General features: G+C 49.4%; 35 protein-coding genes and 2 pseudogenes. 27 read left to right on the forward strand and 10 right to left on the reverse strand.

What is annotated here, in order from left to right; all coding sequences use genetic code 11:
- Positions 1-53 precede the first annotated feature (53 nt).
- Entirely contained in the window at positions 54-527 is a 474-nt protein-coding gene (locus tag JL661_RS05840) for a cold-shock protein (protein WP_032098716.1), read from the forward strand.
- Between the two features lie 245 nt (positions 528-772).
- Here JL661_RS05840 and JL661_RS05845 read toward each other — a convergent pair.
- The 10 genes and pseudogenes from JL661_RS05845 to JL661_RS05885 all read right to left on the reverse strand — a co-directional run bounded on the left by JL661_RS05845 (position 773) and on the right by JL661_RS05885 (position 6,994).
- Positions 773-1,946, reverse strand: a pseudogene (locus JL661_RS05845) (recombinase).
- Between the two features lies 1 nt (position 1,947).
- Positions 1,948-2,158: pseudogene (locus tag JL661_RS18315) on the reverse strand (hypothetical protein).
- A 36-nt stretch (positions 2,159-2,194) separates the two neighbouring features.
- Positions 2,195-2,764, reverse strand: coding sequence for a 3'-5' exonuclease (locus JL661_RS05850; RefSeq protein ID WP_062772973.1), 570 nt, complete (start codon positions 2,762-2,764; stop codon positions 2,195-2,197).
- Positions 2,757-3,200: a class I SAM-dependent methyltransferase gene (locus JL661_RS05855; protein WP_225310061.1), complete on the reverse strand. Its 444-nt coding sequence runs from the start codon at positions 3,198-3,200 to the stop codon at positions 2,757-2,759. The genes JL661_RS05850 and JL661_RS05855 overlap by 8 nt, the downstream gene beginning before the upstream one ends.
- A gap of 32 nt (positions 3,201-3,232) precedes the next feature.
- The gene (locus tag JL661_RS05860) at positions 3,233-3,928 is read right to left on the reverse strand and encodes a hypothetical protein (RefSeq protein WP_062772979.1); all 696 of its coding nucleotides are present in this window, start codon (positions 3,926-3,928) and stop codon (positions 3,233-3,235) included.
- A 10-nt stretch (positions 3,929-3,938) separates the two neighbouring features.
- Positions 3,939-4,463: a hypothetical protein gene (locus JL661_RS05865; protein ID WP_062772982.1), complete on the reverse strand. Its 525-nt coding sequence runs from the start codon at positions 4,461-4,463 to the stop codon at positions 3,939-3,941.
- Between the two features lie 108 nt (positions 4,464-4,571).
- On the reverse strand, positions 4,572-5,399 hold the full coding sequence (locus tag JL661_RS05870) for a YfdQ family protein (RefSeq protein ID WP_062772985.1): 828 nt from the start codon (positions 5,397-5,399) through the stop codon (positions 4,572-4,574).
- A 65-nt stretch (positions 5,400-5,464) separates the two neighbouring features.
- A complete protein-coding gene (locus JL661_RS05875) occupies positions 5,465-5,827 on the reverse strand; it encodes a hypothetical protein (RefSeq protein ID WP_062772988.1) in 363 nt (120 codons plus the stop codon).
- Positions 5,828-6,123: 296 nt separating this feature from the next.
- Entirely contained in the window at positions 6,124-6,261 is a 138-nt protein-coding gene (locus tag JL661_RS05880; protein WP_155724829.1) for a hypothetical protein, read from the reverse strand.
- Between the two features lie 100 nt (positions 6,262-6,361).
- Entirely contained in the window at positions 6,362-6,994 is a 633-nt protein-coding gene (locus tag JL661_RS05885; protein WP_062773027.1) for a LexA family protein, read from the reverse strand.
- A gap of 101 nt (positions 6,995-7,095) precedes the next feature.
- On the opposite strand from JL661_RS05885, the gene JL661_RS05890 reads away from it, so the two are divergent.
- From JL661_RS05890 to JL661_RS06015, 26 genes are all read left to right on the forward strand, one after another.
- Positions 7,096-7,302 carry a Cro/CI family transcriptional regulator gene (locus tag JL661_RS05890; protein WP_062772991.1) on the forward strand — a complete coding sequence of 69 codons (207 nt, stop codon included), beginning with the start codon at positions 7,096-7,098 and terminating at the stop codon, positions 7,300-7,302.
- 38 nt (positions 7,303-7,340) lie between these two features.
- Positions 7,341-7,805 (forward strand): YmfL family putative regulatory protein, encoded by a 465-nt coding sequence (locus tag JL661_RS05895; RefSeq protein WP_062772994.1) that lies wholly within the window; start codon positions 7,341-7,343, stop codon positions 7,803-7,805.
- A 64-nt stretch (positions 7,806-7,869) separates the two neighbouring features.
- Complete coding sequence (locus JL661_RS05900; protein ID WP_036423206.1) at positions 7,870-8,061, forward strand: hypothetical protein; 192 nt, start codon at positions 7,870-7,872, stop codon at positions 8,059-8,061.
- A complete protein-coding gene (locus tag JL661_RS05905) occupies positions 8,058-8,246 on the forward strand; it encodes a DUF4222 domain-containing protein (protein ID WP_025155132.1) in 189 nt (62 codons plus the stop codon). Before JL661_RS05900 ends, JL661_RS05905 begins: the two co-directional genes overlap by 4 nt.
- Positions 8,243-9,127 (forward strand): helix-turn-helix domain-containing protein, encoded by an 885-nt coding sequence (locus JL661_RS05910; protein WP_062772997.1) that lies wholly within the window; start codon positions 8,243-8,245, stop codon positions 9,125-9,127. Before JL661_RS05905 ends, JL661_RS05910 begins: the two co-directional genes overlap by 4 nt.
- Entirely contained in the window at positions 9,124-9,372 is a 249-nt protein-coding gene (locus JL661_RS05915; protein ID WP_062773000.1) for a hypothetical protein, read from the forward strand. Before JL661_RS05910 ends, JL661_RS05915 begins: the two co-directional genes overlap by 4 nt.
- Positions 9,372-10,508 (forward strand): DNA-methyltransferase, encoded by a 1,137-nt coding sequence (locus JL661_RS05920; RefSeq protein ID WP_062773003.1) that lies wholly within the window; start codon positions 9,372-9,374, stop codon positions 10,506-10,508. The genes JL661_RS05915 and JL661_RS05920 overlap by 1 nt, the downstream gene beginning before the upstream one ends.
- Positions 10,505-10,903 carry a hypothetical protein gene (locus JL661_RS05925; RefSeq protein ID WP_125112390.1) on the forward strand — a complete coding sequence of 133 codons (399 nt, stop codon included), beginning with the start codon at positions 10,505-10,507 and terminating at the stop codon, positions 10,901-10,903. The genes JL661_RS05920 and JL661_RS05925 overlap by 4 nt, the downstream gene beginning before the upstream one ends.
- Entirely contained in the window at positions 10,900-11,103 is a 204-nt protein-coding gene (locus JL661_RS18645; RefSeq protein ID WP_073970189.1) for a Lar family restriction alleviation protein, read from the forward strand. Before JL661_RS05925 ends, JL661_RS18645 begins: the two co-directional genes overlap by 4 nt.
- On the forward strand, positions 11,100-11,495 hold the full coding sequence (locus JL661_RS05935) for a RusA family crossover junction endodeoxyribonuclease (protein WP_062773030.1): 396 nt from the start codon (positions 11,100-11,102) through the stop codon (positions 11,493-11,495). The genes JL661_RS18645 and JL661_RS05935 overlap by 4 nt, the downstream gene beginning before the upstream one ends.
- Before the next feature lie 17 nt (positions 11,496-11,512).
- Positions 11,513-12,301, forward strand: a complete 789-nt coding sequence (locus tag JL661_RS05940) for a KilA-N domain-containing protein (RefSeq protein ID WP_062773009.1) — start codon at positions 11,513-11,515, stop codon at positions 12,299-12,301.
- A complete protein-coding gene (locus JL661_RS05945; RefSeq protein WP_062773012.1) occupies positions 12,301-13,317 on the forward strand; it encodes a DUF968 domain-containing protein in 1,017 nt (338 codons plus the stop codon). The genes JL661_RS05940 and JL661_RS05945 overlap by 1 nt, the downstream gene beginning before the upstream one ends.
- A 30-nt stretch (positions 13,318-13,347) precedes the next feature.
- Positions 13,348-14,025 carry a bacteriophage antitermination protein Q gene (locus tag JL661_RS05950; RefSeq protein ID WP_024474760.1) on the forward strand — a complete coding sequence of 226 codons (678 nt, stop codon included), beginning with the start codon at positions 13,348-13,350 and terminating at the stop codon, positions 14,023-14,025.
- A gap of 165 nt (positions 14,026-14,190) precedes the next feature.
- Positions 14,191-14,385, forward strand: coding sequence for a hypothetical protein (locus JL661_RS05955; protein WP_062773656.1), 195 nt, complete (start codon positions 14,191-14,193; stop codon positions 14,383-14,385).
- 138 nt (positions 14,386-14,523) lie between these two features.
- Entirely contained in the window at positions 14,524-15,582 is a 1,059-nt protein-coding gene (locus JL661_RS05960) for a DNA-methyltransferase (RefSeq protein WP_062773653.1), read from the forward strand.
- Positions 15,583-15,804: 222 nt separating this feature from the next.
- Positions 15,805-16,800 carry a YbgA family protein gene (locus tag JL661_RS05965; RefSeq protein WP_062773651.1) on the forward strand — a complete coding sequence of 332 codons (996 nt, stop codon included), beginning with the start codon at positions 15,805-15,807 and terminating at the stop codon, positions 16,798-16,800.
- A 626-nt stretch (positions 16,801-17,426) separates the two neighbouring features.
- Positions 17,427-17,618, forward strand: coding sequence for a phage holin family protein (locus tag JL661_RS05970; protein ID WP_024474664.1), 192 nt, complete (start codon positions 17,427-17,429; stop codon positions 17,616-17,618).
- Complete coding sequence (locus tag JL661_RS05975; RefSeq protein WP_070580166.1) at positions 17,611-18,087, forward strand: lysozyme; 477 nt, start codon at positions 17,611-17,613, stop codon at positions 18,085-18,087. Before JL661_RS05970 ends, JL661_RS05975 begins: the two co-directional genes overlap by 8 nt.
- The gene (locus JL661_RS05980) at positions 18,069-18,227 is read left to right on the forward strand and encodes a hypothetical protein (RefSeq protein ID WP_163623278.1); all 159 of its coding nucleotides are present in this window, start codon (positions 18,069-18,071) and stop codon (positions 18,225-18,227) included. The genes JL661_RS05975 and JL661_RS05980 overlap by 19 nt, the downstream gene beginning before the upstream one ends.
- Positions 18,224-18,751: a hypothetical protein gene (locus JL661_RS05985; RefSeq protein WP_062773645.1), complete on the forward strand. Its 528-nt coding sequence runs from the start codon at positions 18,224-18,226 to the stop codon at positions 18,749-18,751. Before JL661_RS05980 ends, JL661_RS05985 begins: the two co-directional genes overlap by 4 nt.
- Positions 18,752-19,049: 298 nt before the next feature.
- Complete coding sequence (locus JL661_RS05990) at positions 19,050-19,235, forward strand: hypothetical protein (RefSeq protein ID WP_004242385.1); 186 nt, start codon at positions 19,050-19,052, stop codon at positions 19,233-19,235.
- A gap of 323 nt (positions 19,236-19,558) precedes the next feature.
- Positions 19,559-20,062 (forward strand): DUF1441 family protein, encoded by a 504-nt coding sequence (locus JL661_RS05995; RefSeq protein ID WP_024474667.1) that lies wholly within the window; start codon positions 19,559-19,561, stop codon positions 20,060-20,062.
- The gene (locus JL661_RS06000; protein ID WP_125112376.1) at positions 20,059-22,173 is read left to right on the forward strand and encodes a phage terminase large subunit family protein; all 2,115 of its coding nucleotides are present in this window, start codon (positions 20,059-20,061) and stop codon (positions 22,171-22,173) included. The genes JL661_RS05995 and JL661_RS06000 overlap by 4 nt, the downstream gene beginning before the upstream one ends.
- Positions 22,170-22,388 (forward strand): DUF6148 family protein, encoded by a 219-nt coding sequence (locus JL661_RS06005; protein ID WP_004242389.1) that lies wholly within the window; start codon positions 22,170-22,172, stop codon positions 22,386-22,388. The genes JL661_RS06000 and JL661_RS06005 overlap by 4 nt, the downstream gene beginning before the upstream one ends.
- A complete protein-coding gene (locus JL661_RS06010) occupies positions 22,385-23,860 on the forward strand; it encodes a phage portal protein (RefSeq protein WP_096875279.1) in 1,476 nt (491 codons plus the stop codon). Before JL661_RS06005 ends, JL661_RS06010 begins: the two co-directional genes overlap by 4 nt.
- Positions 23,832-25,868 carry a ClpP-like prohead protease/major capsid protein fusion protein gene (locus JL661_RS06015; protein WP_096875280.1) on the forward strand — a complete coding sequence of 679 codons (2,037 nt, stop codon included), beginning with the start codon at positions 23,832-23,834 and terminating at the stop codon, positions 25,866-25,868. Before JL661_RS06010 ends, JL661_RS06015 begins: the two co-directional genes overlap by 29 nt.
- Positions 25,869-25,938: the final 70 nt, after the last annotated feature.

The raw sequence follows: 25,938 nt of genomic DNA on the forward strand, positions 1-25,938 counted from the left end.
TACTGCGCGCTGTAATGACTCAGCAACAGATGATTAAGCAGGTGGTAACGGCGATGAACGGAACAATCACAACATGGTTTGAAGATAAAGGTTTTGGGTTTATCAAAGATGAGAACGGGGATAACCGTTATTTTCATGTGGTTAAGGTCGCCAATCCTGACCTGATTAAGAAAAATGCCGCCGTGACATTTGAGCCCGGCACCAATAATAAAGGGTTGTCAGCCTATGCGGTAAAAGTAGTGCCGGAAAGCAAATATGTTTTTATCGCCGGTGAGCGTATTAAGCTGACGGCCATTAAGTCCTTCGTGGTTTACAGTGAGGAAGAAGCGGCAGATACCGGGATTGATAAAGAGAATGCAGTCCTGTCTGTCGGCGTACTGATGAACAACATCAAACCAAAATCCGCCGGCCCGGCCGAAATGCGCACACTCAGAAAACTGGCGATCACCACACAGCACGGCACCACCCTGATTTTCTCAGAAGATGAGATAGATATCGATGAAACGGTGAAAATGCTTAAGGTGTGATGATTTTCGAATTACAGGCACAAAAAAAACCAACCATAAGAGGTTGGTTTTTTTATAAAAATGCTGGTCGGCATGACAGGATTTGAACCTGCGACCCCCGACACCCCATGACACCGACTTGCTATTGTGTAACTGCATGATATTTATTAAATAATATCGTTTTAACTGTGTTTGCAAACAGTGCTTTATTCTCAATATTTGCGCTATACGAATCATAGGCTTACAGTTCGTTTTACCACCCGTATTTATGCGATTTCACAGTGCGGTACCTCGACCCAATCAACATGGTTTTCTGTATAAATTTTTGTTGATTCAGCGTCACTATGTGCCATCCTGGCTTGTGGATCAAATCCGCGTTGTTTAAACATAAATGCGGCCAGCGCTCTGATCTCATGAAAAGTTGGCCTCTCATCTGGTTCAAGGTGTGCGCCAACCCCAACTTTATCTCTGACTTTTGAGAATCCCCGGCTGACATAATCCGGTGCCACCTGTGTGGGGTGGTTTACATACTGGCTTATTTTGTTTGGTAACCGCTCAGGAACGCGGTGAACAACGTACGGACTGGCAACGTTATCGCGGCTGTTATCAATAATTTCCTTTATAACTTTACCGATCGGTATTGCCACATGAGCAGCTTCCTTGTGTTGTACTTTCTGCCGGTGAATGTACAGCATCCCGTAGATCCCGTTTCTTTCCTCCGGGAACCAGATGCATCCGCAGGTGTTTTCCTTCGGTGCTTTAATGTTATATTTTATGCGCGACACTTCAAGCCGTGCCTGTGTTGTCTGTAGGGCCAGATCCATAGCAGTACGGAGCCATGGTTCAGCAGCCGCTCTGATTTTCAGGAAATCATCATACGACAATCGCCGCCGGCGTTTACTGTCGACACGCTTCATTTTTTTGCGTTCTGCCGGGTTATCCAGCATCAGCGATTCATCCATTGCGTAACTGAAAATCTTCTTCAAAAATCCGACTTTCCGGTTCTGAACGTTTGCTGATGCGTCAGCATGGTATTCAGCGATAAATCCGTTCACATGCTCCAGGGTGATCTCGGCAGACGGGATATCTTTAAAAAAATTCTTTCACACGTTCGGCATCTTTTATCCAGTCAGACTGGGTGCTTTTAGACGGTTGTTCGTCACGAATAATCCGCTCGAACAGCCGATCAAAATGCTCAGCGAGTGGTAGTGATTCCCCATTAACACCACCAGAGTCAGTGATCAGCGAGGTAACGCTGATTGCACGTTCCTGACGCATAATATTGTTGTATTCACGGGCAATGGCTATAGCTTTTGCCTTGTCAGTACCAACACTTTTACGGACACCGTTTACAAGTATGAAGCGGTAACATTTTGCTGACTTATCATAGTAAAGGAAATCCGGCAGGTGCCGGAATTCCCGTTTGCGAGGTCGTGCCATATTATGAAGCCTTAATCAGATCGCTTACGCATGAGGAAACCTCAGACTCAACCCCCCCATCGTTCAGATGAATGAACAAGAATAGTTCCGTCAACAATTCGGCCTTTCAGCGATCCGATTTCTATCCAGCGCCGGACGGTTCTGTTATCGGGTATTGATCCTGTCTCAAATTCTCTTTTTGCCCATGCGCTGGCTTTCATAAGTTTTCCGATAGCCATAGTCTTCTCTCCACACATCGCCGTATACGATTAGAGGTTTTTAAATAAATGCTGGTGGATTGCGACCACGTAATTCACCTGGTGCAATGCATCATCCAGTGCATTGTGTGCTTCACCAACAAACGGGAAATCTTTTTTCGGGTCGATGCCGGCATTGCGGCCAAGCTCGACAATGGTGCGCACATCCCGGTCATTCCAGTACTTCCAGAACGGAGTTATCCCGCAGTTTTCATAAGCTGATCGCAGAATAACGTTATCGAAACTACTTCCGTTACCCCACACCTGAACCTGTTCTCCACAGAACTCAGAGGCAAACGAATGAAGTCGGCCCAGGGCAACAGGCAGATTAATCATTATTGTGCTGTTAGTAATTTCACCCCTGGCATTCTCACTCTGACCCAGCCACCACAGCACGGCATCAGCGTCGATACTTCCGCCCAATCCGGCACTGCTACGCAGATCGACCACCTCATAAAAAAGCGCATCATCGGTTACACCGGAAACCATATCGAACGGTACAGCCGCAATAGCTGCTATAGCGCCATCCGGCTTTTTAGCCATAACTTCAAGGTCAATCATCAGATGTTTGAATTTATCCATTTTCTTCCCCTTTGTAGAATACCATCCAGTGTGTTTTATCGTTCTTCCCGACACGCTGCACAATGGTAGGTTTATATTCGGTCAGCTCAAGAATATGGCTTGCCCATATCTGCGTTTCATTCCACTTAAAAATTAAACTGCCGTGTGGCCGCAACACCCTGAATGCTTCTCTGAAACCGGCAGCAAGATCAGAACGCCATGAGTGCTTATCCAGTGAGCCGTATTTTTTAAACATCCAACTATTTTTACCAACCCGAGTGAGGTGGGGCGGATCAAACAGTACCTGGTAAAATGTTTCATCCGGGAACGGCAGGTTTTTAAAGTCAGCAATGATATCCGGTGTAATTTCCAACAGACGGCCATCACACAGGGTATGTTCTTCATTTCTGATATCACTGAACAACACACGCGGATCTTGCTTATCGTGCATAAACATCCGGCTGCCGCAGCACATATCGAGGATGGGTTTCATGCGGACACCTGCTTAAATAAAATCAGTTTATCGACCGCAGCCTCAGCCAGTTCTTTATTCGCAATACGCTGACAGGCATATTGAATTGCTTCACACGCCCATGCGTAGTGATGTGTCGGTTTGAAATGTGGACTTAAATTTTCCCAATCCCACGGTGACGAGTGACCAGGCCATGAGTCGTCTTCCATGTCTGCCTCTGCTACAGCGCGGTAAAAAACATACTCTGATATTCTTCCACTTGAATAATCAGATATAAGTGACTTTAACCGGCCGATACGTTCCGCAAATTCTCTGTATGATCTTTTAATTGCACTTAATGTATCTTTGTCGTCCTCACCTTCAATGGTATCTGCGAGCCACTCTTCTAATGACCGGCGATAAAATTCAAGAGTTGAAGATAAATCGACCTCTTTGTATGCCGCTGAAACCTCACTACGTCCTGAACCCATCTGTAATTTTTCAGCCCAGTACCCATAATCAATACTGTCGTGATTAAAGAACTGGATCATGTCGCGTATACGGCTAAAGGCCCACGTCCCCATATCACCGGTCATGAATAAATAACCAGGCACTGTCACAATATCGAACCAGTAGCACGAATTACGCGGATTGGAAAAATGATAATGCCGGTGCAGGCCATCTGATTTTATGCATGTCATTTCATGCAATTTTGTGTCGTTTTGAAAGCTCATAATCGTCGCCTTACTCAGCTGTCAGCATTTCAAACCGCGCCATAAACTGGTGATATGCCTGCGGTGGTGTCAGTGGCTGGATGATGATGTCATCATGTGGCGGAGCTGAATCCAGCATCGGCCAGTGGCCGCCGGGGTCTATTTCAAAGTCCCGCTTTTCGGTCGCCAACATGACCAGATCGGCATAGTGAACATCAACGGTCATTATCGGCGGCAGGCCGAACTTCTCACGGATAACCGCTTCAATGCGTTTTTCCACGGCCTTGTAGTCCGGCAGCATGGCTTTCAGCGGTGAGGGGATATCTTTGATATACGCCTCGGCGGCATCGTGCAGCAGGGCTTCCAGAGCGTATTCCGGCGGCACAATCTGGCTGACATATACAGAGTGCTGAGCCACGGAATAGAAACTTTCCAGTTGCCCGGCAAACCGGCATTCATTCGACAGACCACGCGCGATATCTTCGATACAAATCTGAGCCGGAGTGATATTGGTGAAATCAATATGTTTTCCGGTACTGGTTGCTATATATGACATTTATCTCTCCACACAATTTAGGTAATAAAAAGCCGTTACTTTTTATAAGTAATTAATTCCCCGGTGTTGGAATATAAAAATGCCGCCGGTTAAAGCGGCATAAAATAATTATGCTTTGAATTTACCGATATACGTCTGGATTTCAGTTTCTTCGAATTTATCAGCCAGCAGATCACGGAATTCCTGTGCGATTTGCTCTTCCAGTTTTTCCAGCTGAACAATACGCAGTACCAGCACAGGTACATCACCACCGGTCAGAACGCTGTAACGCAGTTTGATAGCACGTTCAGACAGTTCATCGTATGGTGTGCAAGTAAACTGGAATACTGCAGGCATGACGTCACGGCTTTTCGCTTCCACACTTTCCATCACAGAGCGCTTAGCGCCGAAATCACTGTCTTCATGATCTGCGGAGCGGCTTGCTTCGATGGTGATTTTGCGGACGGCATTGATTGCCTGCTTAATATCAATGGCATTACCTTCTGCATCAAATGCCATCAGGTTATCGCGCCAGTCTTCCAGCCATTCTGCCAGCGCTTTCTGACTCAGACGATCACCATTAATATTCAGCAGTGATGCAAAAGGTGATGTCTTTTTCAGTGACACCACGGCTGTATTATCAGCGTGTCCCGGTTCACCGATGGTGCCGATATTGAAGATGGTTTTTGCACTCATCACATCGGCATCAATAAAGCAGCTGACACCTCCCTCAACACCGTGTTGCAGGGAATACTTCACAAAATCAGTGATACTGGTTGTATCCATTGCACCACGGAAGCGGTAGCGGCCTTCCTGTAAGTGCTCCAGGCTTTTAACATTAAAATCACCCGGTAAAACCACAGCAGGGCAGAGAGATTTTTCTACAGTACCCAGACTTAATGCAGCGACAACCATATTCTTAATCTGAGAAATAGCGGCTCCGTCTAAATTAGACATACAAAGGCTCCTGTTTAATTAAAAACATAAAAAGTAAATGGAATGATTTATTTAAAAAATGGAAATTAATTAATGGCTTTTAATTTCCCGTCGATACTGCCGTCAATACCAAATAACTGCCCTTGGTCTTCTGGCAGAATAGTGAGTTTCCCGCCTTTACCGACCCACATCGGTGTTTCGGTTGTATCCTCTTCCGATTTTTTACCGCGCTTGGTCGGGGTAACCATTTTCAGTTTGTGAGATATTTTCACACGGTCTTCATCTGACTGAGTGAATTTAAAAATAACATGTACTTCACCGGTACCGCCGTTCTTATTGGTACCAAAAGCGACTTCATTCAGTGCAGCAGAAAGTTTGTTTTCAAACACACCGGCATCTAACTCGGAAAAAAAGTCCGGTATACTGGTCATGCGGTTATTCTCGCTCATTGCGTTTTTCCTTTCGTTGTCTCTTCACACAAAGATAAGTCCACCAGCAGTCAGGCAAGGTATCTATCCGGCAGGACGATTTACGCCGGTGGACTTATGTTTGTAAAAAAATGGCGGCCGGCTGGTGGACTGCACCGTGTTATGCACGGCCGCTAATGGTATTGCATGGTTATTGTTGTGGGGTCGTTTACTCTTCACACAGTTATTCAGATACGCAGCCGTTACTGCGGTTGTACTGTTAAAGTACAGCGGTCTTCCCATTTGGCAATGTCTTCGTCAAAGCGGTCCAGAGCACGTTAGTGATCGCGGATTGCTCTTTCGCGTTCTGTACGGAGTGATTGCAGTTTGTGAAAGGCCTTGGCTTTTTCGGTGATCCACATGGCAACGTCGTCTACTGACATGTTGTTAGTGGTGATGATTGGTTCTGTTTGCATTAGATTCTCTCCTAATCTTCGTTAGGATTAAATCTAATTCAACTTAGATTTTCAGTCAACACAAAATCTAAAATAATTTTGATTTTGTGTGTGGGCGGGATTAAAGCTCGTATTGAACACCCTTCACAACACCAACAATTTCGCAGTTTCCGTTGATGGGGATATTGTCGTATCGTGGGTTGAGTGGTGATAGGTATTTATTGGGGCCATCAAAAACAAGTTTTTTTACTGTTACTTCACTGGTTCCGTCTAGGCGGGCGACAACAATCTTTCCATGCACTGGCTCTTCACTGGGGTCAACTATAACTTTAACTCCTTCTGGTATGGATGGCATTCCTGCTGGGTTTGTCATGGAATCCCCTCTAACAATTAACGCAAAGCTTCCAGGGGATACCTTCATTGACGTTTCGATATAGTCAATAGCTTCATCATATATTTCTGCAGGGATGCTTTCAGTGAATTTCCCTGCTTGTACGTATGACAAAATAGGTAGTCTTTTCATTGTGGTAACAACTGCATTAGCCTGCTTCGATGGAATACCATAGAGGATATAAGCTTCGGTAGTGTTGAAATACTTTGCCAATCTTATTAAGGCATCTCCATTTGGTAAATTAAGGTCCTTTTCCCAGTAACCTACTGCAACACCGGACACACCGCAGTACTTCCCAAGATCATTTTGAGTTGTCTTGGTTGTTTTCCTGAGCCTTTTTATTCTGCTACCAACAGTATCCATGTTCATCCCAATGTTAGTTTTTAACTAAGTTAGCTTATATTTTGTTGATAAAAATTAAATTGTATTTTAATATCTAAATTAACTTATAAATGGAGGTGGGTATGACCGCAAACGATGTCGAAATTTACTTCGGAAGCGCCAACAAAGTAGCTGATTTTTTTGGGATAACCCGAGAAGCATTTTACCAATGGAAAAAACGTCCGGGAGGGCTAATCCCTAAAAGCAGGGCATTAGAAGCAGCCTGTCGTACTGGCGGAAAACTGAAATTCGACCCCTCTTTTTACAAACAGGGTACCAAAGCTATCTAACCCAGTTAACTACAACCCAATCCAAAAGCGAGTAGGCAATGAAGAATGAATCACTGAAAGAAGTCGTAAAAAAGATGTGCTGCGCCATGCCGGGTGGGCGGGAAGCACTGGCCGGAGCGCTGGGGATGTCACTGACGACATTCAACAACAAACTGTATGAGAAGAACGGCTGCCGGTTTTTCGACAATGACGAACTGGAAGCGATGGAAGATCTGACCAAAACCCGTCACCTGGTCGAATACCACATGGACCGCCACGGCATGACACCAATGCCAGATGTGTCACCAGAAGATATCGACAAAGTTGAATTATTTGATATCCGGATGACCCTTTCAGCCTTACGGGCAGATCTGGAATTACATATCGATAAAAGTCTGAAGGACGGAAAGTTAACCCGGGAGGAAGTCAGGGGTATGTATAAAAAATCAGGAAAGGTATTTGCTTACTTTTTGGGGTTTGTCGGGAGTCTTGACGCTGTATTCGGGGTTCCGGATGAAAAGTGAGACCACCGGTATACGGCCGGTGGCCTCGGTTGCGCTATATCAATTTGTGTGAAGAGATAAACGCATGAGCAGATTAACTCATTTGGCAGGCTTTGCGCAACTCCGTGTTGCTCCTGTAAAGGGTGGTAAAGACCCTGCCGCATTTGTTTATACGGTAAGAGTACCGGAAGGTTTCTCAGAAACAAACTACCAGTTTGTGAAGTGGGCGGTAGGTGATTTTAACCGTCTGGGTAAGACAGCAGGAGCCGCGGCATGAAAGAAACAGCTGACAATCTGGATCGGTATTACACCGACAGCCGCGGGCGGAAAGTTCATGTTGTCCGGTTTGACCGGCAAAACAGCCGGGTGATTTTCATGCGTGACGGCTATGAGCATCCGTGTTTTGAACCTCTGAAAACCTTTCAGGAGCGGTATACACGCGTGGATGAGGTGAAACCATGAGTATGATTTTAACTGCGCGGGCTTTGCAGATAAAAACCGGCAATGCGCTACGCAAACTGGTACTGGTAAAGCTGGCTGATAACGCCAACGACCAGGGCGAGTCGTGGCCGTCCGTGCCGTACATTGCTGAGCAGTGCGAAATGTCAGAGCGCTCAGTACAGAACCACATTAACGCTCTGGTGGAAATGGGGCTGGTTCGTATCGAATCCCGGAAATCGGCCAACGGTCTGAACCAGTCAAACATCTATCATCTGCGTCTGAATACCGCCGTTGTGAGTGGTGAATCTCCTGCACCATATGGTGCAAATCCTGCGGGGGTGAGTGGTGCAAATGGTTCCGGGACTGGTGCAGGAGATTCACCAGGTGGTGCAACTGGTTCCGGTAGTGGTGCAGGAGCTGCACCCAGAATCAGTAATGATCCAATCATAGATCCAGATAATAAAAATATTAATCCTGTTCGCGGAAAAGCGAAAAGCAAAACCGTGATGCCGGAAAACTTCGCCCCGTCACCGGAACACACTGAACGGGCAAAAACTGCCGGATTGGATGTTCAGGATGAGTTTGGCAAATTCAGGGACTACCACGCCAGCAAGGGCACCCAATACGCTGACTGGAACGCTGGGTTTAATTACTGGCTGAGACAGGCTGAAGGATTTAAACGCGCTGCGGACTCAAAGAACATCGACACCACCGAGTGCGATGAAGTCTTCAGAAAAATGTTCTCATCCTCCAACTGGAAGCCAGAAAACCGCGTGCAGGAACTGGTTTACAAGCATAAATCACATATTGGCCGGATGAATGAAATTGCCGGACGCGCAGCATTTCGCGGGTACTGGAAACAGGCCACAGAGCAGGCCGCAAAAGAACGGGAGGCAGCATGAACATGCGCTCAGAAAGCAAAGAGATTTACGGCGTGAGTGTGCTTCCGGTGCTGGCTGTCCTGCATCAAATCCGCCGGTGGTGGGTACTGCATGACCTGAAAGACCACTGGAACAGCCGCCATAAGGTAATCCGCATTTGCCACAGTCGTGGCTGGGATGACCTCATTCGGTTCCAAAATATCGAGCGGCAGTATTTCATGACCCGCGCCACAGCTAAATGCTACCAGCACAAGGGGGTTATCTGATGGATTACCAACTGATTGGCGGCCGCTGTGAACATGCCTTAAAAAACCTTCCGGATAACTCAGTGGATTCAATCGTAACCGATCCCCCGTATGGCATCGGGTTTATGTCGAATAAGTGGGATTATTCGGTGCCGACCGTTGAGCAGTGGGCGGAATGCCTGCGGGTATTAAAGCCGGGCGGACACTTACTGGCATTTGGCGGCAGCCGGACATATCACCGCCTGGTGGTAAACATCGAGGATGCTGGTTTTGAGATACGTGATCAAATTATGTGGATTTACGGCAGTGGCTTCCCGAAATCGAAAAACCTTGATGGTGAGCATAAGGGCAAAGGAACGGCATTAAAACCGGCCCATGAGCCCATTGTCATGGCGCGTAAACCGTTCAGCGGCACGATTCTGGATAATGTCACGGAGTTCGGAACCGGCGCCCTGAATATTGACCTGTGCCGTATACCGACAGAAGAAATGCTGGCTGGTGGTTCGGGCGGTTTACTGTCTGATGTTCGTGATGGTAAAGCACCAGCAGGGAATGAGTGGGCACAGAACAATGAGGGGCGCTGGCCTGCAAATGTGATTCATGACGGCAGCCACGAAGTGATAACTGCATTTCCTGATGCAAAAGGGCAGCAGGGAAAGGCCAAAAATGACTGCTCAGACAATGGCAACAGAGTGTACGGCGAACTTAAAAATGTAGTTTCAAACCCGGAGCCACGCATTGAATCTGCAACATCAGCGGCAAGGTTTTTTTACTGCGCAAAAGTTAGTAAATCAGATCGCGATGCAGGTATGGATCGGTTTGTTGCCGCCTCTGCTTCAGAAATGACCGGTGGCCGCGCAGAGGGCAGCGTTGGAATCAATAATCCGAGAGCCGGTGCCGGACGTACCAGTGGCGCCAAAAACACACATCCGACAGTGAAGCCTGTGGATTTAATGCGCTATCTCTGCCGTCTGGTAACGCCTGCAGGCGGGACTGTACTTGATCCGTTCATGGGGTCCGGTAGCACAGGAAAAGCGGCCATTGCGGAAGGGTTCCGGTTTATCGGGATTGAGATGGATCCTGACCATCTGGTTACAGCAGCGGCCCGCATTGGTCATGCAGTGAAGGAAATGGAGAAAACAGGGGAGGCTGCGTGATGATTCTTTATCTCAGAATCGCAACTGATATCCCGGCGGGTACTGCAATCACGACCCGCTACATCATGGACAAATACAAAGTGTCACGCAGTACAAGCCGGAACGCATTAGCTGTTCTGGCTCATATAGGCGCCGCTGAGGAAATAAGCCGTATCCACACAGAGGGTACTGCTTACTCGCTGTCACCTGACGCGGCAGATAAGGCACAGAGATACAGAAAGCTGGTGATCATCATGCGGGAAAACCCGAATGAGGTCCGGCGCAACAACGGCCCGATCCTGTCCAGTCCGGCAGATATGGCAGAACGGGGGTTTGTATCTGCGCATAACCGGTTGTTTATGGCGCTGGCGGCAAAGCGCCGGGAGATGAAACAGAGCTGCGGGGTGATGGCGTGAGCAAACTGATTAAAAAGACACAGAAACTAAAATCGTGCCCGTTTTGCGGATGTGCTGATATCACGATACACCGCCCCAGCAGCCACGGCCTGACATTGTACGGTGTTGCCTGTGACGTATGTGGGGTGCGGATGAAACGGTTTGATGAAGACGAGGCGATCGCAGCCTGGAACAGGAGACCGTCATGCACAGCGCAATAACTCTGACCCTCCCGTTCCCGCCGAGCATGAACACTTACTGGCGCTCCCCATCGCGGGGAGCCTTAAAAGGCCGGGTGCTGATCAGCGAAAACGGCCGCCGGTTCCGTCTGAATGTTATTGCTGACATCCTGGATCATTTTAACGGCCGGACACCGAAACCGGTCACCGGTGATATCAGCCTGAAGCTGTTGCTGTTCCCGCCATCGAATCACCGCCGGGATCTGGATAACTTCATCAAGGCGATACAGGACGCACTGACACATGCCGGTATCTGGAATGACGACAGCCAGGTAAAGCATCTTGATATTGAATGGGGTGAAAAAGTCGCTGGTGGTAAATCCGTGGTGACGATCAGCCCCTATGTAAAACGCGCAGTATACGGCTGCGCTTAATGAGTGGAGAGATAACGATGAGCAATCTGATTATTGTCGATGGTATTAATGTGCGCCGGGATATGGCCGGCCGCTATTGCCTGAATGATTTGCACCGGGCCGCTGGTGGAGAGGAAAGGCATAAACCACCTTACTGGCTGAGAAATGCACAGACAGAGCAACTTATTGCCGAGTTGCAAATCTGCGACTCGGGTACACAGCCGGTAAATGTGTTGCGTGGTGGCACCGAGCAGGGCACCTATGTGTGCAAAGAACTGGTTTATGCCTATGCGATGTGGATCAGCCCTTCATTCAATCTGAAAGTGATCCGCACGTTTGATGTGGTGGCCGGAACACAGCAGGCGATACAGCTGGCTGATAAGGTTCAGGCCGGAGCTATCCTGCTGGAGTCTATGGCGAAAACACTGAATCTGTCGAATTCGTCAAAGCTTGGCGGGTATCAGAAACTGCAAAAGATGGCCGGTCTTCCTGATCTGGCTCCGTCCTATACGATTGATGCACCGGCGGGCGCAGTGGATGGTTCCAGCAGACCGACAACATCTCTGACTACGCTGCTGAAAAATCACAATGCCGCATTGTCTGCGACCAGAGCATACAAACGTCTTGCTGAGCTGGGGATTGTGGAGCAGAAAGCCCGGCCCGGATCCAGAGGTACACAGCGCCTGTTCTGGTCGATAACGACGCGTGGACTGGCATATGGTAAAAACATGACATCCCCGGCAAATCCGCGGGAAACGCAGCCGCATTTCTTTGAGAGCAAATCAGCGGAACTGTTGGCACTGATGATGACTCCGGCGGTGGCCTGATGAATTACCTGTTAACCGGCTTTGTCCAGAAAGATGCCCGGATACTGATGTTTAATCCGGGTGCGGAGATCGGTAATTTCCGGAACGGCACCCGTTATGTTGTGAGCGTGGCGCCGCAGTGCATGAATGGTATTCCGTCCGGTCGTGTTCCGGCAGATGCGCAGCCGCTGCTGACAGATGAGCGGGTGCTTCGTTTCCTGGATAATCCCGCCGTGATAAAAGCCGCCGGCGGACTATCCGGATCCCGTCACTACGTTAAATCAGTTGGCTACTGCCAGATTAATGATCCGGAAAACCCTTACCACCACCACGAACTGACCATGACCCGCCACAAAGATGGTTTTATCCGGACATGCTGGCACCATGACAACATCTTGCGGGCGGGTGATGTCCACCAGCAGCAGGCAGACGAAATTCTGTTACACAACCAACGGGCGTTTGTGGCACGCAGCATCTTTACCGATCTGCGGCTGCCGGCCGGTCATCTTCTTAATCCTTCCGATTTGTTCACCTGGTCGGTGATGCGCCGCGTCAGTGATCATCTTCCTGCCTTTATCAGCTCATACATCCTGATGCAGAAACCGGAGGAAGAGATAACCGGCACCATGACAGAGCATTCCATTGTCCATCAATCGTGCTCACACAGCCGGATTGTTCAGGAAATCGTAGAGAAGATAAAGCCGGTCGTTGTTCTTAAAGTGGATCCTGAGCCGCCGCAAAGCTTTATGAAAATCCCGAAATATCAGCGCTGGGTGTGCCCGACGTATCTGCAATGGGTGAAAAAACAGCCGTGTTGTGTGTGCGGGCAGCAGGCAGACGACCCGCATCACATCATCGGTCATGGAGCTGGTGGTATGGGGACAAAGGCACACGACTACGAAGTTATCCCGCTGTGCCGTATTCACCATGACGAGTTACACCGCGATCCGACAGCATGGGAAGCAAAGTACGACAGCCAGAATGAGTTTATGGCGAAATGTTTACGCCGGGCATTCGGCCTCGGTGTTTTTGGTTAATGCGCTGTACGGAGCGCGGAGAGATAAACGATGATTGAGCACGATTTGCAGTACCTGCGGGATATGGCGACTATCGCAATGACTGACCACAGCAGCAGAACCAAAGGCCAGCTTGAAGCATTTGAGGGATTTGTATTGGGAAACACAACGCGCTACCCACGTAAAAAGCCCCGTGATATTACCGTGAACGGCAGAAAGGTAAGCCGGGAAACCGAGGCGGTATCCTGCTGGTCAACACACTATTCCGTGTTACCGATGCCACCTATTGACCGGGTGGACTATCAGAACTGTTCCTGGCGGCGGGCAATTATGGAATTGGATGAGGCAGAGCAGTCCTGGCTGCTGTATTGCTATGGTAAAGAATTGAAGTTCTCACACCAGACGGCTATCACCGCCTATGTATGGAGCGAAATGCAGGAACGGATTAAAGGCCGCCGGGTGTCAAAGAAAGTAAAAGAACGACTCAGGGCGCTGGTATGGCTGGCAGTGCAGGATTACACCATGAACAAAGACGGGTATTACTATCAGTCTGAGCTGGCCGAGCTGGTGGGGGTAGCTTCTGATAACTGGTGCAGAAACTACAAAACACACTGGCAGGAACTGTTGCTTATCTGTAAAACCCTGGACTGCGGGGCATTACGGAAAATGAGAAACAACAGGCTGGAAATACGGCGCAAAAATGTAGTTGGAACTTGCAAAAGTCAATAATTTGAGCCATATTTAATGGTAATTTGATATGTTGTCATAATTGTATATAAACCTCGCAATCGCGGGGTTTTTTATTGCCTAGAATAAACATAAGACTTGCTGTTACGTTTGGTCAGAGTTACATGTGTATTTATGCACAATAACTGACCAAAGGTATAAAATACCATGTTAAAACAGAAAGATATGACAACAGCAGCGGCTTGTTTTTTTGAGGTGTTACCGGAGGGGGTTTTCTCCGTCAGCGATGCGGCTGCCTTGTCAGGGCTTTCCCTGCCGCGTTGCCAACTTCTTCTTACTCAGTTCAGCCTTGCCGGTCTTTTGAAAGACTGCGGCAACGGTGAACGGTTCAGACGACTTTAAACTGTGAAATGGGCGGCTGGTGGGTGTTGGTAGCACCTTCCCAGCCATTCACCCGTTATAGCGATCACGGATAAACCAAGGCCCACTGCTTGTGTGCACAAAGCAAAGGGAGCTTAACAAAAAAGGTTACCCGGATCTATGAAAAACACTGTTAATTTAAACAGTATTAATTTAGTCAACGACGACTCACTCAGCTATATCAGAACCCTCCCGGACAATTGCATTGATTTAATCGCCACTGACCCTCCGTATTTTCAGGTAAAAACATGTGCCTGGGATAACCAGTGGCCGGACGTTTCTGCTTATCTTTCCTGGCTGGACGAAATGTTGGCAGAGTTCTGGCGGGTACTGAAACCAAACGGCAGCCTGTACCTGTTTTGTGGTTCACGTCTGGCCTCAGATACAGAAATGCTGTTACGGGAGAGGTTCAGCGTTCTCAGCCATATCATATGGGCGAAACCTTCCGGACCGTGGCGGCGGCAAAACAAAGAAAGCCTGCGTTGTTTTTTCCCGTCTACTGAGCGGATCCTGTTTGCAGAGCATTATCAGGGACCGGTAAAAGGAAAAGGCAGTGAGTACCACCAGCGGCGGGATGAACTGAAGAAAAATGTGTTTACCCCGCTGATTGAGTATTTCCGGCAGGCGCGTGATGCATTGGGTATCACGGCAAAAGAAATTGACCAGGCAACCGGCAAGCAGATGTCTTCACACTGGTTCGGGTACAGTCAGTGGCAGTTACCGAATGAAGCAGATTACCGGAAATTACAGGCACTTTTTCAGCGGACAGCTGCAGAGTGTCAGCGAAATAACCCGTTATACCGTGAACATAATGATCTGGTCAGTGAGCAACATACACTCAGGCGTGAATATCACAAACTGGCAGATCGGTATTCGCTGTTACGTCGTTACTTTACGGTATCAGTTGATGTGCCTTATACCGATGTGTGGACTTTCCCGCCGGTTCAGTATTATCCCGGAAAGCACCCCTGTGAAAAACCGGCCACAATGATGGAGCACATCATAAAAGCCAGCAGCCGTGAAGGTGATTTGGTCGCTGATTTCTTTATGGGGTCCGGAGCGACACTGAAAGCCGCACTGAAGCACAATCGCCGCGTTCTGGGTGTGGAGATGGAAGCGGAGCGGTTTGAGCAGACGAAGACTGAAATAGTATTGCCAGGTCTTGAAAGTTTCACGTGAAAACACTACATCTGTAGTGCGCTGCTATAGTGTGATTAAACGTGGATTAAAGTACCGAAACAGTAGCGCAGGCCTCACTTCGGTGGGGCTTTTTATCTGATTTATCAGAGTGTAGAGTCGTTATTTATAAAACTAGCAAATAAAGTGTAATGTTACTAATATGAGTTCAATTACTATATATCAGCGTTTTTTTTATAATTGATTTCGTATAAGGTGACAAAAATGAATTTTTTACCTACATCTGATTATATGAATAATACTTTTGATAAAAAAATCCCTGTAGGTATTAGTGCTTGCTTATTGGGTAATAGTGTTAGATTTGATGGTGGACATAAGCGCTTTCACTTTGCAGTTGATGAGTTATCAGATTATTTCGAATACCAATCAGCATGCCCTGAGATGGCGATTGGTTTGCCTGCACCCAGACCTGCATTGAGGTTGGTTAAGTCTGAAGAAAAGAACGTTATACTCAAATTCAGTGATGGACGGGAAGGTGATTTAACTCAAAAAATGGTGGATTTCTCTACTGAATATCTGAGCAAAACTATTAATTTATCCGGTTATATTGTTTGTAAAAACTCACCTAGTTGTGGTTTGGAAAGAGTTCGGGTATATGATTCTGTAGGTAATGGCAATAAAAAGTCTGGAATCGGCCTTTTTACTGAGAAATTACTAAAAGCGATGCCGTGGTTGCCGGTTGAGGAAGATGGCAGGTTAAGTGACCCTCATATTCGGGAAAATTTTATTATACGGGTGTTTGCTCTTCATGAACTGAATGAACTAAAGCAAAAATCATTAAATCGTCGCTCATTAATGGATTTTCATGCCCGATACAAACTCCTTTTACTTGCACACTCTCAGCCTCTTTATAGAGAATTAGGCCGTCTCGTTGCTAATAACAAAGAATGGAATTCAATAGAATCATTTTTTATAGAGTATCGAAATAAATTCATGAAACTATTGCAAAATCAAGCAACACGACGCAATCACACTAATGTGCTTATGCATATCCAAGGTTATTTTAAACGCTATTTAACATCAAACCAAAGACAGGCATTAAGTAAATTAATTTTAGAATATCGTCAGGGAATACAGCCTTTATTGGCGCCATTGACATTAATAACGCACTATTTATCTGAGTATCCTGATAACTACCTGAATAAACAAAGGTATTTTAACCCTTACCCTCAATCATTAAGATTGCGTTATGGGTTGTGATATTAAAAATAATACTCTGGTGTTTTGAGAGCGGTTCATATATTCGGCTATTCTTGCTATGAGGCTCTGGTAGCGCAGGGCAGTCCGGCTGAACTAAATCAGCCTCTCTTTTCAGGCACAAAAAAAAGCCGGTTTGGGAATAACCGGCATAAAGAATAAACGACATTATTTTCATATAAATTCAGGTTTTTGTTACCTTTCGATTATAACCTAAAAATACGCATTTATCCGTAATAGGCTTGAAAAACGATTAAACATGCGAATGTGTCTTTTATAGACTTATCTATCAGATATTTATTGTGTGAATTAAAAGTAATACGTATTACAAAGGTCGCTCAGTGCGGCCTTTTTCATATACGCCTCCACAGTATCAATCATCTCGTTATCACTTAACACAAGAGCTGTGTGCGGCTTTTTACCATTAGCAACAATAAGAGCATTGGAATACGACAGGCTCATTACCTAATCCGTATTCGGCCACAGTGCTCTTTTTATTGCTTTCCCGCCGCTGGCGGGATTATCCGAATAATGCCGCAGCCACCTCACTTTAACCGTCTGTAACAATATAAACCGGTTGCGGCATTACCCTATCACTCAACATACGGAACACTCCGCAGGGGGTGGATATGCGCATGCCTGACAAATATTCCAGCCCTACAGCATACGCCTGGGGACTTATAACCTCTGCTTTTGGCGTTTTATCTCTGGACCAGTGGGCTATTGTTGCCGGGATCATCTGTACTGTCGGGACGTTCCTGGTGAACTGGTATTACAAACGGAAAGAATTCCAACTGAAAGCCGGAGAACATCATGAATAACCGATTATTTAAAAAAGTCATGGCCGCTTGTGCCGCCGGGGCGATTGCCGGAGCGCTGGTGCTGATCCCCGCGTATGAGGGTGTTGAGTACAAACCTTACCGTGATGTGGCCGGAGTGCTCACCGTATGTTATGGCCATACCGGCAGTGATATTCAGCCCGGCAAGTTGTACACGGATGCTGAATGTAAGGCGCTGCTGCATGACGACCTGACGAAAGTCCGGCGCGCGATTGACCCGATGATCAAAGTACCGATTGATGACAATACCCGGGCGGCCATCTATTCATTTGCATATAACACCGGAACCGGTGCGTTCTCGCGTTCGACAATGCTGCGGAAACTCAATGCCGGTGATATCGCGGGTGCCTGTGACGAAATGAAACGCTGGACATTTGCCGGTGGTAAGCAGTGGCAGGGTCTGATTAACCGGCGCGAAACGGAGAAAGCGGTATGCCACGGAACCCTTTAACACTGATCATCATTGCTATCATCCTGCTGACTACTGCTCTGTTGGCGGGTTGTTATCTGTATTCACTCCCGAATCACTGTAAGCCGCTGCCGGGTAACCCGCTGGACGGCGTGATCCATTATGAGTGTGAAGCGCTATGAAAAGGGTAATCACTGTATTACTCAACGGCTGGGTGTGGGCTGTCGTGTTCTTTGGTCTGTGGATGTTCAGCATGCTGTCAGCCGAACAAACGGAAGGCCAACACAAGGACAAGGTTATCACTGACCAGCAAAAGGTGATTGATAACGCCTACACCAGTATCGAAATCTTTGATCGCGTGGCCGCGGCGAACGCCAACCGTAATATGCGCGCCGATGCTCAATCACAGGAGAAGCAGATTGAATACCGCACAATCATCCGGAAAGAGGCTACCTGCAATTTGTATATTCCTCAGCCTGTTTCTGACGGGTTGCTCAGCCACGTCTACACCATCCGTGAATCAGCAATGCGTTCCGCTCCCGGCATCACTGACACAACCGGTACTGGCACCACTGCCACTCGCCGCCTGACATATTGCCAGGCGGTTGAATGGATAGAGCCACTACTGACCGCACTGGATAAGGCGAACGGGCAGTTAATGGATATCCGGAAAGCGGATACAGAGCGAAGCGGGAAGCCAAGATAAGCGGGCGATGCGGGAGATTGAGGCGGAGAGGGTGAAGTAAAAAAAAGCCCCCATGACGAGGGGCACATATAAAAGACTCAGGAAATGTTTATTGTGATTTTCGTGTTGAGTATATCCCCGATAATTCCGTAATTTCAATATGCGGAACAAATAAAAAATGCCCTGTAAGAACAGGGCAAGTAAGCAATCGACAAAGAATATTTACTCTAACTACGATGCTCAATATACAGGCAATTTTGCGGGCGAATCAATAGAGCCTCGCTAAATAGCGGAGCATTTTATTACCAGAGGAAAAGCTATGTTTAAACATGAATTAGGTCAGGTTGTGCAGGTCACCATCAGCGGTGAAGAAGGTCATGTGAAAGCCCGTGCTGAATATCATAACGGCCCGAATCAGTATCTCATTCATTATCTGGCAGCGGATGGACGTGGGACTGATGGCTGGTTTGAGGAAGGTGAGCTGTCCCCGGCAGAACAACAATAACCCATCACAAAGCCTGCTCACTGAGTGGGCTTTTTAATTGGTTACGGAGAAATTAGCGTGAACCTTATAACCCATTGTTTATATGTGTGCTTGTGAAAAGGTACTCCCGGAGGGGTACCCTTACCACGGGGCGGCGGCATCGCGGGAAACGGCTCATTTTCGGATTTCCATGCTGTCAGCAGCAGGCCAGTTAATTCATTGATATCGTTGATAAAAAACAACACTGAGGTGACAAGGCTGGTTTTTGTCTGTCACCTGAGTGTTGTTTATCCATTTGATTAACAACAATAAATAAGGAATCCACCTGACAGTGTGAGGTGACAATGTCTAATATCAGCAATCTCGGGGACGCGTATCACTGGAGTGTTGCAAAGATTGCTGAAGCGTTCGGACTGAACCGGGGTACGGTTAAAAAGCGGCTGCTCGATGCAAATGTGGCGATAGCGGGAACAGTACGCGGCAATCCGGTGTATGCCCTCCGCGATGTCGGTCCGGTGATATTCGGTGCTGACACAGAGAAAGATCCGTCCGGTATTCAGGATCCGGACAAAATGTTCCCGAAAGACCGTAAAGACTGGTTCCAGTCTGAAAACGAACGCATCAAACTTGAAACCTCGCTGCGCCAGCTGATACCTGCTGAAGAATCTCACCGTGAGATGGCGACCATCATCAAAGCGATAGCCCAGGTGCTGGACACCTGGCCTGACCGACTGGAGCGTGACCACGGCTGGCAGCCTGAGCAAATCACACAGGCACAGGATGTGGTGGATGAACTCCGCGATCTGCTGGCGATGGAGGTGGAAAACGCAGAGGAAGAAAACGGATGAGTACAGGTTATGCGTCGGCGGCTGAAATGCGCCGGGATGTCTCTGTGCTGCTGCGTCCGCCGCGCCGGATGCCGGTGGCGGAGGCCGTTAAAAAATACATGCGGGTGCCGATGGGCGGCGGCAGTGCGGTGCAGTGGGAAGACACCCTGACGCCGTACATTATTGAGCCTATGAACTGCCTGACATCCCGGAAATATGATGCGGTGATCTTTGTCGGTCCGGCGCGTACCGGTAAAACCGTGGGGCTTATCGACGGCTGGATTGTCTACACGATAGTCTGTGATCCGGCTGATTTTCTGCTGATTCAGATGACGGAAGAAAAAGCCCGTGAGCATTCCAAAAAGCGCCTCGACCGGACATTTCGTGCGAGTCCGGAAGTAGCTAAACGGCTGAGCCCGCGCACCAATGACAATAACGTGCATGACAAAACATTTCGCGCCGGTAACTACCTGAAAATCGGCTGGCCGTCCGTCAATATCATGTCCTCATCGGATTACCGGTTTGTGGCACTGACGGATTATGACCGGTTTCCGGAAGATATCGACGGCGAGGGGGATGCTTTCTCCCTTGCGTCAAAACGTACCACAACATTTATGTCCGCCGGGATGACACTGGTGGAAAGTTCACCCGGCCGGGAAATCACCGATCAGAAATGGACGCCGTCATCACCCCATGAAGCACCGCCGACCACCGGTATTTTATCGCTGTACAATCGCGGCGACAGGCAGCGCTGGTACTGGCCGTGTCCGCACTGCGGGGAATACTTTCAGCCGGTGTTTGATGCGGTGGCCGGTTACCGGGATGACCCGGATCCGGTGACAGCCAGTGAGGCGGCTTATATTGAGTGCCCGCACTGCACCGGACACATTTCCGGCAGCGAAAAGCGGAAGCTGAATAATCGCGGTGTCTGGCTGAAAGACGGCCAGGACATTGACCGGTACGGCAACATTACCGGCGATGCCCGCCGCTCCCGTATCGCGTCATTCTGGATGGAGGGACCGGCTGCCGCCTATCAGACGCTGTCCCAGCTCGTTTATAAATATCTCACCGCCGAACAGGAATATGAGCTCACTCTGAGCGAAGAAACCCTGAAAACGGTGATCAATACGGACTGGGGGCTGCCGTACCGGCCGAAACATACTCAGGATCAGCGCAGGGCAGAAGAACTGCTGGCGCGGGCGGAGGATCTCGGGATCTGCTGTGTGCCGGAAGGTGTCCGCTTTCTGGTGGCAACCGTCGACGTACAGGCCGGGAAAAACCGCCGGTTTGTGGTTCAGGTCACCGGCTACGGTGAAAAAGGTGAACGCTGGATTGTGGACAGGTTTGATATCACCCAATCCCTGCGGACGGACGGCAACGGCGAGTGTGTCCGTATTCATCCCGGTGCCTATCCGGAGGACTGGAAGCTGCTGATAACAGATGTGCTGGATAAAACATATCCGTTGTCCGGACATCCGGCGATCAGAATGCCCGTCATGATGCTGGGGGTGGATACCGGCGGTGAAAGCGGTGTTACTGATAATGCGTATGCTTTCTGGCGGCAGTGCCGCCGTGACGGCATCAGCCGCAAAGTGTTTCTGTTCAAGGGGGGCAGCCGTACCGGCGCAAAACTGATCACCAAATCCTATCCGGATAACACCGGACGCTCTGACCGGCAGGCGAAAGCCGCCGGGGATGTGCCGTTATATCTGCTGCAGACTGACAACCTGAAAGACCGGGTGGCTGCTGCACTGAGCCGTGATATGCCGGGCCCGAACTATGTGCATTTTCCGGACTGGCTGGATGACTCTTTCTATGACGAACTGACCTATGAGGAGCGGCTGACCAGCGGTAAATGGGAAAAGCCCGGGCGGGGCGCAAACGAAGCCTTTGACCTGATGGTGTACGCCCATGCACTGGTGATCATAAAGGGGTACGAGAAAATCAAATGGGATAAACCGCCGCCCTGGGCACGGTTACCCGATATTCCTGTTATTCCGCCTGAAAACACTGACTCCCCCGACAATATCACCCTTATTTCAACAACCGGATCCGCGAAACCGAAGAAACCGAAAAAACGGAAAGCATCGGCGTGGGCCCCTGTTTCATCATCCGGAGGTGGCTGGATATGACCATAGAAGAGATTGACGACATGATCCGGCAGTACGCGGAAGCGGAACGCGCTGTATTGCAGGGCAGAAGCATCACGATGAACGGTCAGAGCATGTCGATGGAAAGCCTGAGCGAAATCCGCAAAGGGCGGGAATACTGGGAGCGCCGCCGCAGCGGTTTGTTATCGTCCCGCTCCGGCAGGCCGGGTTATAAACTGGCGAGGTTTCCGCGATGAAGCTGATCGACAGTGCTATCGGCCTGATTGCGCCGGGCTGGCAGGCGTCCCGGATGCGGTCCCGCCTGCAGATAAAAGCCTATGAGGCCGCGATGCCGACCCGTACCCACCGCGCGCGGCGGGAATCCCGTAACGCGAATCAGCTGGTGAAATCCGGCGGCCGGTCACTGCGCGAGCAGGCCCGGTTTCTGGATGACAACCACGACCTTGTGATCGGTCTGCTGGATAAGCTGGAAGAGCGGGTGATTGGTGCGAAAGGCATTATTGTTGAGCCGCAGCCGCTGCTGCGCGGCGGTGAACTGGCAGATGACCTGGCAAAACAGATCCGTGCGGCCTGGTCGGAATGGTCTGTCAGTCCGGATGTGACCGGTCAGTATACCCGTCCGGTACTTGAACGGCTGATGACGCGTACCTGGCTGCGTGACGGAGAGGTATTCGGTCAGATGGTGTCCGGACGGGCCAAAGGTCTGAGTCGGGAAAACGGGGTGCATTTCTGGATTGAGGCGCTGGAGCCGGACTTTGTGCCGCTGAATCTGGATGTGCCGGGCAGCAATATCTGCCAGGGTGTGAAACTCAATGAGTGGGGGCGGCCTGTCAGTTACAACGTGTATAAAAATATGCCGTCAGCCCTGTACCGGTCGCAGGATCTGAAAACCATCGACGCTGAAAACATGCTGCACCTTAAGTTTACCCGCCGCCTGCATCAGCTGCGCGGGCACAGTCTGTTGTCCGGCATTCTGATCCGCCTGAGTGCTCTGAAAGATTATGAGGACGCGGAACTCACCGCTGCCCGTATCGCCGCATCACTCGGAATGTACATCAAGAAGGGGGATATCTACAGTACTGATAATGAGCAGGAAGAGCGTGAGCTGAATATCGAGCCTGGCATTATCTTCGATGAACTGGCACCCGGTGAGGATATCGGTATGGTCAAATCTGATCGCCCGAACCCAAACCTGCAATCTTTCCGTAATGGTCAGCTGCGTGCGGTGGCCGCCGGCAGCCGCGGCAGTTATTCCAGTATTTCACGTGATTATGACGGCACTTACAGCGCCCAGCGCCAGGAGCTGGTGGAGTCTTTTGAGGGCTACGGCATTTTACAGGATGCGTTTGTGGCCGCAGTGACCCGCCCGATGTACCGCAGCTGGCTGACAATGGCCGTGGCGGAGGGGGTGATTGATGTACCGCCGGATGTTGATCCCGCTTCTTTAATGAATGCGGTTTACAGCGGCCCGGTGATGCCGTGGATTGACCCGCTGAAAGAAGCGAAAGCCTGGCAGGTGCTGCTGCGCGGCGGCGGGGCAACAGAAGGTGAATGGGTCAGAGCCAGAGGCTCCAGCCCGGCTGATACAAAACGCCGCCGTAAAGCGGAAATTGATGAAAACAGAAAGCTGGGGCTGGTGTTTGACACCGATCCGGCGAATGACAAAGGAGCGCCTGACGATGCCAAATCCCGGGACGATGACAAGTAACCCGAAAGCATCCGCACCGGTTAAAAGCTGGTTCCGAATGAAAGCCGCGGCGGATACCCAATCGGCGGACATTTATATCTATGACGAAATCGGCGGCTGGGGGATCTCGGCAAAGCAATTTTCAAAAGAGCTGCTGGCGCTGGGGGATGTCAGTCAGATTAACCTGCATATTCACTCCCCAGGCGGTGAGGTGTTTGACGGGATCGCCATTTATAACCAGCTGAAAGGCCATGATGCAAAGATCACAGTCTATATCGACGGACTGGCAGCCTCGATGGCCTCTGTTATTGCCATGGTCGGTGACACCGTGATTATGCCGGAAAACGCCATGATGATGATCCACAAACCGTGGGGAATTGCCTGGGGTGATGCGGATGAAATGCGGGATTACGCCGACCTGCTGGATAAGCTGGAAAATGTGCTGATCCCGGCGTATGTCGCCAAAACCGGCAAAACGGCGGAAGAGATTGCCGCCATGTTAGAAGAGGAAACCTGGATGAACGGCGACGAATGTCTGTCACACGGGTTTGCTGATCAACTTACTGACCCGGTACAGGCGATGGCCTGTATCACATCCAAACGTATCGAGGACTTTACTGCTATGCCACAGGCTATTAAAAACCAGGTATCACCGAAAAATACCGCTCAGACCACACCGGTTTCTGTGCCGAATCCGGCACCGGTCACGCAGCCCGCCGCAACCGTGACTCAGACTCAGCCGGTCGCGCATCCGGATAATGCGGATGTACAGAATCAGATCCGCGCTCAGGAACAAACCCGTCTGAACGGTATTAAGGATTTGTTCGCTATGTTCGGCGGCAAACATAATGATCTGATGGTGGATTGCGTGACTGACACGCAGTGCTCACTGGAAGACGCCCGTGCGAAACTGCTGGAAAAACTGGGGGCTGAATCCACACCAAGCAACAAAAATAATGCTCATATCTATGCCGGGAACGGTAATTTCACCGGTGACGGCATCCGTGCATCGGTCATGACCCGTGCCGGGCACGAAGAAGCACAGCCGGATAACCCGTATAACAGCATGACACTGCGTGAACTGGCGCGTATGTCGCTGACGGAGCGCGGTATTGGTATCAGCACCCTGAACCCGATGCAGATGGTCGCTGCGGCATTCACACACAGCACTTCGGATTTCGGCAATATCCTGATGGATGTGGCTTATAAATCCCTGCTGACGGGCTGGGAAGAGGCGGAAGAAACCTATGATAAGTGGACGAAGAAAGGTCAGCTCAGCGACTTTAAAACTGCTCACCGTGTCGGCCTCGGTGGTTTTCCGTCACTGCGTCAGGTGCGCGAAGGGGCAGAATATAAATACGTCACCACAGGTGACAAGGGGCAGACCATTGCGCTGGCAACGTACGGGGAACTGTTCAGTATCACCCGTCAGGCCATCATCAACGATGATATGAATGCGCTGACCGATATCCCGAACAAACTCGGCCGGGCTGCAAAAGCCACCATTGGTGACCTGGTGTATGCCGTACTGACAGAGAACGGGAAACTGAGTGACGGCAAAGCCCTGTTCAGTGCAGATCATAAAAATACGCTGTCCGGCGGCATGGATGTGGAGACCATCAGCAAAGGCCGTACTCTGATGCGCCAGCAGAAAGAGGGTAAACGTACGCTGAATATCCGTCCGGCCTTTATGCTGGTACCGGCAGCTCTGGAAACACATGCGCTTCAGGTTGTCGGCTCCGGCAGTGTGAAAGGGGCGGATGTGAATGCCAATATCATCAACCCGATCCGCAATATTGCGGAAATTATCACGGAGCCGCGTCTGGATGATAACAGTGAAAAAGACTGGTACATGGCCGCTTCTCAGGGCAGTGACACCATCGAAGTTGCCTACCTGAACGGTATCGATACCCCGTATATCGATCAGCAGGAAGGGTTCACCTCAGATGGTGTAACCACGAAAATCCGTATTGATGCCGGTGTGGCACCGCTGGATTATCGCGGAATGATCCAGGTGAAAGGCCAGTAATCCGGCTGAGAATCACATCATGAACGCCCGTAAGGGCTTTTTTTATACCTGAAATCCGGCACCTGCGGGT

Source organism: Morganella morganii (genome assembly GCF_019243775.1).
GTDB lineage: Bacteria > Pseudomonadota > Gammaproteobacteria > Enterobacterales > Enterobacteriaceae > Morganella > Morganella morganii.